At 72.2% G+C, this 12,261-nt stretch carries 10 protein-coding genes; 5 read left to right on the top strand and 5 right to left on the bottom strand.

What is annotated here, in order from left to right:
• Window positions 1-81: 81 nt before the first annotated feature.
• Entirely contained in the window at window positions 82-1,467 is a 1,386-nt protein-coding gene (locus DT057_RS31345; RefSeq protein ID WP_128565971.1) for a deoxyribodipyrimidine photo-lyase, read from the bottom strand.
• 404 nt (window positions 1,468-1,871) lie between these two features.
• On the opposite strand from DT057_RS31345, the gene DT057_RS31340 reads away from it, so the two are divergent.
• Complete coding sequence (locus tag DT057_RS31340; protein WP_128565970.1) at window positions 1,872-2,063, top strand: hypothetical protein; 192 nt, start codon at window positions 1,872-1,874, stop codon at window positions 2,061-2,063.
• 12 nt (window positions 2,064-2,075) lie between these two features.
• On the opposite strand, the gene DT057_RS31335 is transcribed toward DT057_RS31340, so the two are convergent.
• A complete protein-coding gene (locus DT057_RS31335; RefSeq protein WP_128565969.1) occupies window positions 2,076-3,182 on the bottom strand; it encodes a TRAP transporter substrate-binding protein in 1,107 nt (368 codons plus the stop codon).
• Window positions 3,183-3,507: 325 nt separating this feature from the next.
• On the opposite strand from DT057_RS31335, the gene DT057_RS31330 reads away from it, so the two are divergent.
• Entirely contained in the window at window positions 3,508-4,089 is a 582-nt protein-coding gene (locus DT057_RS31330; RefSeq protein WP_128565968.1) for a tyrosine phosphatase family protein, read from the top strand.
• A 367-nt stretch (window positions 4,090-4,456) separates the two neighbouring features.
• Window positions 4,457-5,989 carry a hypothetical protein gene (locus tag DT057_RS31325; protein ID WP_128565967.1) on the top strand — a complete coding sequence of 511 codons (1,533 nt, stop codon included), beginning with the start codon at window positions 4,457-4,459 and terminating at the stop codon, window positions 5,987-5,989.
• A gap of 237 nt (window positions 5,990-6,226) precedes the next feature.
• Here DT057_RS31325 and DT057_RS31320 read toward each other — a convergent pair whose 3' ends face one another.
• Window positions 6,227-7,024, bottom strand: a complete 798-nt coding sequence (locus tag DT057_RS31320; protein ID WP_128565966.1) for a Cof-type HAD-IIB family hydrolase — start codon at window positions 7,022-7,024, stop codon at window positions 6,227-6,229.
• Window positions 7,025-7,047: 23 nt separating this feature from the next.
• Entirely contained in the window at window positions 7,048-8,316 is a 1,269-nt protein-coding gene (locus DT057_RS31315) for an alpha/beta hydrolase (protein WP_128565965.1), read from the bottom strand.
• A 249-nt stretch (window positions 8,317-8,565) separates the two neighbouring features.
• On the opposite strand from DT057_RS31315, the gene DT057_RS31310 reads away from it, so the two are divergent.
• Window positions 8,566-9,735, top strand: coding sequence for a polysaccharide biosynthesis/export family protein (locus DT057_RS31310; RefSeq protein ID WP_128565964.1), 1,170 nt, complete (start codon window positions 8,566-8,568; stop codon window positions 9,733-9,735).
• A gap of 38 nt (window positions 9,736-9,773) precedes the next feature.
• Here DT057_RS31310 and DT057_RS31305 read toward each other — a convergent pair whose 3' ends face one another.
• Window positions 9,774-10,745 (bottom strand): D-2-hydroxyacid dehydrogenase family protein, encoded by a 972-nt coding sequence (locus tag DT057_RS31305; RefSeq protein WP_128565963.1) that lies wholly within the window; start codon window positions 10,743-10,745, stop codon window positions 9,774-9,776.
• 357 nt (window positions 10,746-11,102) lie between these two features.
• Between DT057_RS31305 and DT057_RS31300 the strand changes: the two genes are divergently transcribed.
• Window positions 11,103-12,209 carry a branched-chain amino acid ABC transporter substrate-binding protein gene (locus tag DT057_RS31300; protein WP_128565962.1) on the top strand — a complete coding sequence of 369 codons (1,107 nt, stop codon included), beginning with the start codon at window positions 11,103-11,105 and terminating at the stop codon, window positions 12,207-12,209.
• Window positions 12,210-12,261 lie beyond the last annotated feature (52 nt).

Genomic DNA, 12,261 nt, shown 5'->3' with positions numbered 1-12,261 from the left:
GGCCCACCGCCACGGGCGCGACGCGCCCGTCGTCCGGCCGCGCCTGCGCGCCGGGCGGGCCGCCGCCGCGGGGAGGGTGCGTCAGCCCTCCGCCTCGCACAGCGCCTCGACGGCGCGGAGGTAGGCGGCGGCGTCGAATTTCTTCAGGGTGTTCGCCCCGAGGTAGCGCACCGTCCCGAAGACCTCGCGCCGCCCCCACGGGCGGTCGTGCAGGCCGAACAGCCAGGCGACGTTGGTGAAGGAATTCGGGTCGCGCCCGTCGAGGAAGTAGCGGTTGTTGAGCCGCAGGGCGCGCCGGAACGCCTCGTCGGGCGCCGGCGACCATTCCAGGATCTTCTTGCCCCAGTACATGCGCATGTGGTTGTGCATGTAGCCGGTCACGCGCATCTCCCGCATGGCAGCGTTCCAGTGCACGTCGTGGGTGCGGCCCTCCGCCAGGGCCGCCTCGTCGTAATCGTACGGGCGCGGGTCGCCGGCATGCTCAGCCAGGGCCTTGCGGGCCCAGTCCGGGACGGCGCCCTCGTAGGTGTCGTAGGCCGGGTTGGTGTGGACGTGGTTCACCGCCAGCTCGCGCCGGATGATCAGCTCCTCCAGGAACGACGCCCTGTCCTCCGGCCCGCCCGTCTTCGCGGCGCGGACCGCGAGGGCGACCGCCACCGGCGAGATCTGGCCGAAATGCAGGTAGGGGCTCAGGTGCGAGGCGGCGCCCGCCTCGGGCCTGCCCCGCACCGTGCCGTACTGCGCGAAGGGGCCGGCGAGGTAGGCGGCGAGGCGGTGATGCGCCGCGGCCTCGCCGCCGCGGAACCGGCGCACCGGCGCCACGCTGCGGTCGAGGGTCATGCGGGCGAGCGCGGCGGCCGGATCGGAGACGTCGAGGTCGCTCTCGAGTGCGAGCCCGCCGGCCGCGTGCTTCACCGGGCGGGCGCGAAGCGGCGCGAGGTACGGCTCCCAGGCCCGCTGGAGCTTCGGCCGCAGGGTGCGGGCGGCGAATTCGTGCTTGGCCGAGGCGACCTCCACCGGCACCACGACGTCGCCCTCGACCTGCACCACCCGGCCGCCGAACCCGCGGGCGATCTCCGCGTACCAGCGCTTCTGGATCGTCAGGTAGCCGCGGTCGAGGACCAGCAGCGCGGCCTCCCCCCCGAGCGCCAGCGCCGCCTCGGCCGGGCTCGCGCGTCGCAGCGCGAAGGCGACGCCGCGGCGCGCGAGCCCGGCCGCCACGTCGGCGAGCCCCTCGAGCAGGAAGGCGTAGTGCCGGGCATTGGCCTCGGGAAAGTGCGCGCCGCCGTCGAGCAGCCCGAACCCGACCACCACCGGCAGCCCCAGGCGGTTGCCCTCCGCGATCGCGTATTCGAGCGCCGGGTTGTGGCGGCTGCGCATCGCCTGCTGCATCAGGTAGAGCACGTAGGCGCCCGGCCGCGGCTCCCCGCCGGCCAGAACCCGGATCCTCTCCGCCTGGATCGCCATCGCGCACCCCCGCAATCTCCCCGCCGACGCCGCGAGGCGGGCGGACGCCGCCCGGACGGCGCCGTCGGCGGGCCGGACGCTACAGCATCGGGCCGGGAGCCGGTGCCGGTCCGATGCCGCAGGCCGCGCCGGCCGCGGGCGCGCCGCACCCGCCCTCGCGGCGCTATAAAAAAAGGCAGCGCTGCCATCAATCCCGGCTTGCCTTCGCGGGCGGCAATCTTATCTTGTTGCAGTGCGGGATCGCGATGGCGTCGCGGTCCCGCTGCCCTCCTTGGGCGTTTCCTCCCTAGACTTGGGCCGTACCTCGCGTACGGCCTTTTTTTGTTGGCGCAACCTCGTCTCGGCTGGCCCGCGTCGTGCATCGCGGGCCTCCCGGCGGACACGCGAACGGAGTCTCACGGGAGATGAAGCCTTTCACCCTGCGGGTCGAGCAGAGCGGCAACGGGCTCGTCTGCATCACGAGCCCCGAGCTCAAGAGCCTCTTCGTGGCGGACGAGACCCTGGACGGCGCGCTGGAGGCGGTGCCGAGCCTCGTGCGCGCGCTGATCCGCGAGGAGGGCCGGGGCTCGCTGCCGGGCGAGGACGCGGCCGAGTAGGCCGGCGCCGCGTCAGCCCCGCGCCCGCGCCCGGATCATGAAGTTGTCGTAGGTGTACTCGGCGACCTGGAACCACAGGTACTCGTCGTTGCGGAAGCTCCTGAGCGAGTCGTAGGCGCGCTTGAAGTCCGGGTTCTTGGCCGAGAGATCGCCGTAGACCTCGTTGGCGGCCTTGAACGCCGCCTCCATCACCTCCTGCGGGAAGGGCCGCAGCTGGGCGCCGCCGGCGACGAGGCGGCGCAGGGCCTCCGGGTTGCGGGCGTCGTACTTCGCCTGCAGGTCGCCGTTGACGCTGGCGGCGGCCGATTGGGCAATCGCCTTGTAGGCCTTGGGCAGCTCGCTCCATTTCTGGGCACCGAACCAGAAGTGGATCATCGCGCCGCCCTCCCAGAACCCCGGGTAGTAGTAGAACGGCGCCACCTTGTTGAGCCCGAGCTTGTCGTCGTCGTAGGGCCCGATCCACTCGGCGGCATCGAGGGTCTTGCCCTCGAGCGCGGCGTAGAGCTCGGAGCCCGGCAGCGCCCGGGGCACGACGCCGAGCTTGGCCAGCACCTGGGCGCCGAGGCCCGCGATGCGGAAGCGCAGGCCCTGGAGGTCGGCGACGGTCTTCACCTCGCGCCGGAACCAGCCGCCCATCTGGGTGCCGGTGTTGCCGCCCGGCAGGGCGTAGAGCCGGCTTCGCGCGAAGAACTCGTTGAACAGGTCGAGGGCCCCGCCGTGCAGCATCCAGGCGTTCTGCTGGCGGGCGTTGAGGCCGAACGGCGCCGCCGTGGCGAGCGCGAAGGTCGGGTCGCGGCCGACCTCGTAGTAGGCCGGGGAATAGGCCATCTCGACCGTGCCGGCCGCGACCGCGTCGAGCAGCGCCGCCGATTCGCCGCCCGGCGCGGGCGCGACCTCGATCTGGAAGCGGCCGTCGCTCGCCTCGAAGACCTGCCGGGCGAACAGCTCGGCGGTGCCGTAGAGCGCGTCGAGGGTGCGCGGGAACGCCGAGTGCAGGCGCCAGCGCACGTCCGGGGCGGCCTGCGCCAGGGCCGGCGCCGCGAGGCCTCCGGCCGCCACGGCTCCGGCGGCGAGGCCGCCGCCGGCGAGGCCGGCCCTCAGGATGTCGCGACGCTTCATGGTGGCCCCCACATCGCCCGCCCTTCTCGAGGCTCGGCACGGTCCAGTTCCGCACACAGGTAGCGCGCTTCGCGCCGAAGTTCACGCCGAACCGCACGGGCCCGGCCCGCACGGCCCCCGGCGCCCCGGAAACCCCGGGCGCGCCCCGACCGGGGGACCGTCGAAACGCCCTCGAACCGGCCTCCATCCTGTGCTAAGCGGGCGGGGAGCGGGAGGGCCCGCCCGAACCACTCCGACATCGCATCACTGCCCCGCCGCGGCGCCGACCTCATCGTCCGCCGCGCGGCCGCGGGCCCGGAATGCGCTGACCCTCAGGTAGGACGACGTGAAGCCGGAACCGATTTCCCTCCACACGGTCTGCGGCCTGGAGGAACTGGGGCACCACTCGACGCGCGGCGTCACCCACGTGCTGTCGATCCTCGACCCGGCCTGGCCGGAGCCCGAGGCGTTCGGCACCTACGACACCCATCACCGCACCACCCTGCGCTTCCACGACATCATCGACCCGGCGGCGGGCCAGGTCCTGCCCGAGCCGCACGACGTCGAGGCGATCCTGCGCTTCGGCCGGGACCTCGTGGCCGAGACGGCGCGCAGCAAGACCCACCTGCTGATCCACTGCCACGCCGGCATCTCGCGCTCGACGGCCGCCATGACGATGCTGCTGGCCCAGGCCCACAAGGACCTCGACGCCGAGGCCGTGGTCGCCCGCGTGCACGACCTGCGCGAGAAGGCCTGGCCCAACGCCCGGATGATCGCCTTCGCGGACGAGGCGCTCGGCCGGCGCGGGACGCTCTCGGAGGCCGTGCGCCGGCTGCACGCGCTGCAGCTGCGCGTGCGGCCCCAGCTCGATGCCCTGATGCGCGGCCTCGGCCGCGGGCGGGAGGTCGACGCGGCCCTGGCGGGATAGGGCGCGCGCGCCGCGCGCGCCGCCCCCTCGCGGGCGCGCAAAAAACCCGCGCCCTCCGCCGCCGGGCCCGGGAGGGCCCGCCATCCTGCTGGGGAACCCGGCCCGGTCGGACCTCAGAGTCCGCACCGGCCCTCGCCGGGCGGGAGGCACGCCGGTCTTGGCGCGCACCGCGACGGCCCGGCCGCGCCCACCTTGCCGGGCCCGCGCGCTCAGGCGTGACGCGTCCGTCCAGGGCGTCGGCGCGCCTCGGCGCACATCACCGGCCGAGGCGGGCGACAGCGGCCGACATCGCCGCGCCGCGCCGCGGGGGTTGTAGACTTACGGGAGTTCCTGTAACAACAGCTATAAACTTCGGAGTTGATCAATTATGCGGCATGCGGTTATCTTTTCTTCATTCGTTCCGGAAACCGAAGTCGCTCTGTCCCTGTCGAAATATTATCTTGATCTGCTCGAGACTTATCATAAAGATTCCGATATTTATCTCGGGATCAATACCGGATCAGGCCCGACCTGGCGGAAGATGCTTCGCGATTCCACGCTGAAGCTCAATATTGCGGAGGTCGATCCCAAACTCCACGTCAATTCCGATGTGTCGGGCTTCCAGGCTGCACTCGACCTCTTGCGGCAGTCGCATCATCGCTACGACTACTACTGGTTCGGCCACACCAAAGGCGTGTCCCACTCCGCGGACGCACAACTCACCTCCCTGCTCGATGAGCTGGAGCGGAACTTCTGGTCGAAGCGCCTGTACGTTGAGGAACACTGTTCTCCTGAGGTTTACGGCGTGTTCGGCAGCCATTTCATGCCAGCATCCAACAGCCATTCCGATATTTCCGAGTTCCTGAAGAGCGTCTACCCGTCGCCGTTCAAGCACATCGGCTACATCACCACCTACACGTTCTTCGGGCTGACGAGCGGAGCGCTCGACCCCTTCCTGGAGAGGGCCGACGATCTGTTCTTCAACCAGAACTTGATCAATCACAGCGGCCTGTCCCGGTACTTCTTCGAGGGTGGGTTTTCCTGGATCAGCGATTTCGTCGGTCTCGAGCCGTTCTTCACAGCCGAATACAAATCAAAGAACCCGTCGGCAACGCTCGGCCTGTGTCACCCCATGCTGCTGGCCGACAACCAGGAAAAAGTCAGGTCGCTGATCGAGGCGTGGCGACAGGACAAGGCGGATTTCGCGTATACCGGATGGCCGGTCGGTGTGGGCAGCACCGTCCATTATGATGGCAACATTTACGAACTGCCGGAGTTCATCGAGCAGTTTCCCCATCTGACGATCACGCTTGATGACATCGGCCTCTGCCTCGCGTCCGACCGAGCATCATCGAGCCATAATTTTCTCGTGAAATACGAAAAGATCTTCGCACCGTTCCGCGAGCAGGACATCAACATCCTCCACATCGGAACGCGTCCGAAAGAATCGCTCCGGATGTGGACCTATTTCTTCCGCAGCGCGAACATCATCGCGGTCGACGAGGAGGGAACCCCCGAACTGCTCGGCGAGCGGATCCGCATCGAGATCGGCGATCAAGGCGACGCGGCCTTCATGAGCGCGATCGCCAGACGATACCAGCCGAAGATCGTCATCGACGATGGCTCGCACATCTCCAACAAGCAGATCAGCTCACTTCAGACGCTCCTTCCGCTGATCGGCCACGGCGGCCTCTATGTCGTTGAAGATCTGCACACCTGCGTCGACAGGCTCAGGCAGTTTTATACCCGCGATTCCGAAATGACGATTCTCGACTATCTGCTGAAGATGTTGCGTTATTACTCGCCCGAAAATGACTCGGACCGACATCAGGATGATGAGTTCGTGAATTTCTGCGCGAAGAATGTGTACAACATAGGCTTCTTCAACAAGATGGCCGTGATCGAACTCAATCCCGCGTAGACCTGGGTCGGGGTATGTGGCACCGGCCGCGAACCCGCACGCGCCGGGAGCCGGCCGCGCCCCGCCGGAGGCCCCGCCGCACGGTGCCGCAGATCCGCCGAGTGCGGCACCGGGCTTGAGGGACGCAGCCGCCATACCCCGGCGGGCCGGTCGCGGGGATTGCCGGCGGAGCGCGCCGGGCGGCAGGGTCGCGACGGCGCGCGCAGGTCGGCGCCCGCCATTCGCGCACCGGCGCGCTCACGCCAGCACGTAGCGCTCGATCGCCTCCGCGAAGCCGTCGGCGTCGTTCGTGCCCGTCACCGCCCGGGCCGCGCGCCGCACCGGGTCGGCGGCGTTGCCCATGGCGATGCCGAGGCCGCTGCGGGCGAACATGGCGACGTCGTTCGCCATGTCGCCGAGCGTCGCCACCGCGTCGAGCGGGATCCCGAGCTCGCCGGCGACGCGGGCGACGAAGTGGCCCTTGTCGACGTCGGGCGGGGTGACGTCGAGGTAGTAGGCCTGCGAGCGATGCACCGAGGCGCGGGCCCCGATGGCTGCGGCCAGCGCCGGCTCGAGGGCGGCGAGGTGGGCGTGGTCGCGGCTGACGCCCACGAGCTTGGCGGCGCGGCCGAGATAGGGCGCGAGGTCCGGGACCACGCGGGGGCCCGCCTGGAGGGTGCGGCGCTCGAGGTCGGTGTAGGGCCCGTCGGGGTCGCGCAGGAGCCAGCGCCCGTCGGCGAAGACCCACAGGTCGACGCCCTCCTGCTCGAACCGCGCCGCCGCCGCCCGGGCGGCCTCCTCCGGGATCAGGGTCTCGTCGACGAGGCTGAGATCCGGGTTCACCACCGTCGAGCCGTTGAAGGCCCCCATCGGCAGGGCGATCCCGAGCGGCCCGACCAGGGGCGCGAGGCCCACCGGCGGCCGGCTCGAGGCGATCGTGAAGGCGATGCCGCGCTCCCGCAGGGCGGCCACGGCCCGGACCGAGGCCGGCGTCAGCGTCTTGTCGGAGGTGACCAGCGTGCCGTCGACGTCCGAAACCACGAGGGCGATGCGCACGGGGGAGCTCCTGCGGCGAGAGGTCAGATCACGCGGTGCGCCGGCACCGGCTCCGCGTCGGCGCGCAACGGCACGATGTCGGGGGCGAGCACCCGGTCGCGCAGCGATTGCGGCCCGAGCGTCAGGGCGAAGAAGTCGTAGTCGCCCGGCAGGTCGTTGGCCATCAGGAACTGGAAGTGCATCCGGAACGGCCGGCGGGCGATGCGGGGGTAGACGGCCGGGTCGATCAGCTCGCGGAAGCGCGCGGAGCGGATCACCGGGTTGGCGATCACGGCCGCCTCCGGGACGGGCCCGTGGTCGTGCGCCGGGTTGAAGCCCGGAAAGTTCATCCAGTCCTGGGGGGCCTGGTAGTCGGCCCAGACCAGGCGGTCGCTGTGGACGAGGGCCGCGATGTCGGCCCGGGGGCGCCGGGCCCGCGGGTTGATGGTCACGAGGGGCAGCCCGGCCCCGAGGGTGAGGACCGCGAGGCGCGGGGAGCCCGGGCCGGGTCCCCCGCCCGCCGCGAGCACCCGGGCGGCGACCTCGACGGCGGTGAGCGCGCCGGAGGAATGGCCGACGATCATCACCTCGTCGGCGTCCCGCGCGGCGATCCGGGCGGCGACCCGTGCCGCGAACGCGTCGAGCCGCGCGGCGTAATCCTCCCGCCAGCCGTTGCTGTGCTGCCAGTTGAAGACCCAGTCGGTGATGAGCTGGCGCAGGAAGATGCGGTCGAGGAGCGGCGTGGCGGCCAGCACGGCGCCGATTCCGGCAAGGGCCCCGAGGACCGCCGCCGCGGGGCCCGGGACGAGGTCGCCGAGGAAGCGGGCCGCCAGGATCCCGAGGCCGGTGGCGGCCGCCGCCAGGGCCAGGGTCATCCCGAACGGGTACAGGATGACGTTGCCGTACTTCCAGTTCAGGCCGTAGAGCCGGAACAGCTTGCCGGTGACGATCCCGTGCAGGATGCCCGCCGCGAGGAGCGCCATCGACAGGATCAGCGGGCGCCGGAAATCGGCCCGCACGATGTCGTCCCAGAGCAGCACCTCGTAGGTGGTGCGCGTGTCCCACCCGGCGCGGCCGGCCTCGACCGTCCAGGTCTGGGACTGCCCGTCCGGGCTGGTCTCGGCCCGGGTGATGGTCCGCCGGGGCAGGTCGAAGCGCCTGGCGTAGCGGGCGAGCTCGCGGGCGAACAGGGCCCGGTAGCGCTTGGTCGCCTCGGGGTCGTAGCCCGGCAGGTAGAAGACGTGGCGCTGCCGCACCGGCCCGTCGGGCCCGGGCGCGAGACCGGGAGGCGTGAAGCCGATCTGTTTGGTCATGCGGCGCCCGAGCATCCGTGCCGACGGGTCCAGGTGTCGACACACGGGTCTAGCCCGAGACGGCGGGCCGCCTCAACCGCGCCCCGGGGGAGGCACCCGCGCCGTGCCCGGCGGGGCGCGCCCTGTGTCTAGCGGGGAAGGCGGGCCCGCCGGAGGGCTCGCGGGCGCACTGTGACACGCTGGCCACGGACACGCCCCCCCGAACTGGGCTAGGAGCCTGTCTCGACGAACGGACGAGCCACCACCCGGATGCGCGCACTGCCGATCGCCCTCTGCACCGCCCTCGCGGTGTCGGGCTGCTCCAACTTCCTGCCCGCGGCCGGCCCGAGCACGGACGCGGTCACGAGCGGCGCCGACATCGCCACCGACCAGGGTCTGCTCGCCCGCTACGAGATCATCGACGTCAACGCCGCCGCGGTGGAGGCCCTGCGCGGCCGGCCCCTCGACAGCCTGCTCGCCTCCTTCGGCGACCGCCGGCCCTCCGTCGAGCCGGTGATCGGCGTCGGCGACACCGTCGCGGTGACGATCTACGAGGCGAGCACCGGCGGCCTGTTCTCCGGCTCGCTCTCCATCGACCGGTTCTCCTCCGGCTCGAAATCCGCCACCATCCCGCCCCAGACCGTGACCCGCGACGGGGCCATCACGGTGCCGTATGCCGGCCGCATCCAGGTGGCGGGCAAGCGCGTGCAGGACGTGCAGACGCAGATCGAGCAGGAGCTCGCCGGCAAGGCGATCGAGCCGCAGGTCATCGTCACGATCGTGCAGCCGACCAGCACCGCCGTGACGGTGACGGGCGAGGTCACGGCGGGCGCCCGGGTGCCGCTCTCCACCAAGGGCGACCGCCTGCTCGACGTGGTGGCGGGCGCCGGCGGCGTGCGCGCGCCCGTGAGCGAGACCTTCGTGCGGCTGTCGCGGGGCCAGACCACCGCGACGGTGCCGCTCACCGCCGTGGTCTCCAACCCCCGCGAGAACATCTTCCTGCGCCCCGGCGACACCCTGACCCTGGTGCGCGATCCCCAGACCTTCCTGGCCGTGGGGGCGACGGGCGCGAACTACGAGATCCCGTTCAACGCCGAGGGCATCAGCCTGGCCCAGGCCCTCGCCAAGGCGGGCGGCCTGCGCGACTTCCAGGCCGACCCGGCCGGCCTGTTCCTGTTCCGGTTCGAGCCCGCCTCCGTGGTGCGCCGCCTGCGCCCGAACAGCCCGCTGCTCAGCGCCAACTTCGTGCCGGTGGTCTACCGGATCAACATGCGCGATCCCAACAGCCTGTTCGTCACGCAGGCGTTCCGGATGCGCAACCGCGACCTCGTCTACGTCTCGAACGCGCCCTTCACGGAGGTCCAGAAGGTGCTCGGCGTGTTCTCCACCATCACGGCCCCGGTCGCGGCCGGCGCCTCGGTCTACTCGGGCGTGCGCTGAGGCAGGCGCGCGCCCCGCGGGGGCGGGGTACCGCCCGCTCAGCCCCCGTCGAACACCCGGATCGGCGCGCCCCGGCGCCAGGCCGCGACCGCCTCGGCGATGTCCTCGTAGAACATCCGGTAGGTTCCCTGCGTGACGTAGCCGAGATGGGGCGTCAGCACGGCGTTGGGCAGCGCCCGCAGGGGATGGTCGGCGGGGAGGGGCTCGCGGTCGAAGACGTCGAGCCCCGCCGCCCTCAGGGCGCCCGCGCGCAGGGCCGCGACCAGAGCCGCCTCGTCGACGAGGGGGCCGCGGGCGGTGTTGATCAGGATCGCGTCCGGCCCCATCAGCGCGAGCTCCGCCGCCCCGACGATGCCGCGGGTCGCGGGCGAGAGCACCATGTGCAGGCTGAGCACGTCGGCGCGCCGGAACAGCTCCTCGCGCCCGACCAGGGCGGCGCCGCCGGCTGCGGCGCGCTCGGCCGTCAGGTTCGGGCTCCAGGCGACCGGCACCATGCCGAGCGCGGCGCCGACCGCCGCCACCCGGGCCCCGATGCGCCCGAGGCCGAGGATGCCGAGGGTGCGGCCGGCCAGGGTGATGCCGACGGTCTCCTGCCAGCGCCCGGCCGCCATCCCGGCGAGTTCCCGCGGCAGGTGCCGGGCGCAGGCGAGCATCAGGGCGACCGCCAGTTCCGCGGTGGCGGCGCCGCCCTCGCCGGTGCGGGTGTTGCAGACCGTGACGCCCCGGGCCCGGAGGGCCGCGACGTCGACCGACGGGTTGCGCGCGCCCGTGAACACCACGAGGCGCAGGGCCGGCAGGGCCGCGATCAGGGCGGCGTCGAGGACCATGCGCTCGCGCATCAGGCAGAGCACCGCGTAGGGCGCGAGCCGCGCCGCCGCCGCGTCCGGCGGGACCGGCTCGCGCAGGAAGTCGACCGCGACCCCGGGGCCGAGGCCGGCCCAGTCCGCGAGCCCGGCCGCGACGCCCTGGTAATCGTCAAGGACCGCGACCCGGATGCTCTCCTGCGTCATGACGGTTCTCCCCGCGGCGCCCGCTCCGGAGCGCCCGCAGGGTCATATCCGGGCCGGGCGGGACCCGCCAGCCCGGCGCCGGCGCCGCAGCATCCTGCCGCGCGGCGAGCCCCTTGCGCTCCGGCGGGCTTCGACCCGATAGGCATCCCGGGCCGGAGGCCATCCCGGGCGGAATCGGCATCCCGGGCGGGGCCGGCCCGCGGGGAGGCGGGCGCGCCCGCGCGTGAACCGGAGATTTGCGCGGCGGGCTTGCGCCCGACGGCGCGACGGACAGGATGGGCCCGGCCGTGCTAAGCGGCGGCCGGGCGGCGGGACGCCGGAGGACGGAGTGGGTCGAGCCATGCGGGAGCGCCGAGGATGAGGCGGGACGGGGCTGTCGCCGCCCTGTGGCTGGTGGCCGGAGCGCTCCTGTGCGCGGGCCCGGCCCGCGCCGACGTGGTGGTCGGGGTCGCGGTCCCGCGCACGGGTCCCATCGCCGGGATCGGCGAGCAGGTGCTGCTGGGCGTGCAGGCGGCGGCGCGGGACGTCAACGCCCGCGGGGGCATCGCGGGCGAGCCGATCGTCCTCGACGTCCAGGACGACGCCTGCGATCCGGGCCAGGCCGTCGCGGCGGCCGAGCGGTTCGTGAAGGCGGGCGTCCGGCTGATCGTCGGGCACGTCTGCTCCAGCGCCTCGCTGGCGGCGTCCGACGTCTACGCGGCGGCCGGCGCCGTGATGATCAGCCCGGCCTCGAACGCCGCCCGCCTCACCGACCGGGGCCTGCCCACCATCTTCCGGGTCTCGGGGCGGGAGGACGACCAGGGCCGGCTCTCCGCCACCATCCTGGCCGAGCGCTTCCGGGACAAGAAGATCGCGATCCTGTCCGACGACACCCCCCTGTCGCGCAACCTCGCCGATTCGACCAAGGCAAACCTGAACAAGATCGGCCAGAACGAGGCGCTGTTCGCCGCCATCGCGCCGGGCCAGACCGACGACGCCGCCCTGATCAAGCGCCTCCAGGCGGCCGGGATCGACGTGGTCTACTACGGTGGCCACTACCAGGAGATGGGCCGCCTGGTGCGCAAGGCCGCCGAGCAGGGCTACCGCCCGCAATGGTTCGGCACGTCCGGGATCGCCACCAAGGAGTTCGGGGTGCTCGCCGGGCCGGCGAGCGACGGCGTGCTCATGACCTTCAACCCGGACCTGCGGCGCAAGCCGGAGGCGGCGGCGGCCGTCAAGGCCTTCCAGGCCGAGGGCGTCGATCCCGACGGCTTCACCCTCTACGGCTACGCCGCGCTCCAGGCGCTCGCGGAGGCCGGCAACTTCGCGAAGTCCACCGACCCGAAGGCCATCGCCGAGACCCTGCACGCCGAGCGCTTCAACCTCGTCCTCGGCAATGTCGGGTTCGACCAGAAGGGCGACGTGACGGCCCCCGGCTACGTGCTCTACGTCTGGCGCGACGGCGCGTTCGGGTACGCGAACTGAGAGCGGGCCCGACCGCGGGCCGCGCGGCCCGCGCCCCGGGCCGGGCGCCCTC

Origin of the sequence: Methylobacterium crusticola, from assembly GCF_003574465.1 — a bacterium.
Classification (GTDB): domain Bacteria; phylum Pseudomonadota; class Alphaproteobacteria; order Rhizobiales; family Beijerinckiaceae; genus Methylobacterium; species Methylobacterium crusticola.
Note: the sequence above shows the minus strand (reverse complement) of the source record. Positions and strands in the feature narration are given on the sequence as shown.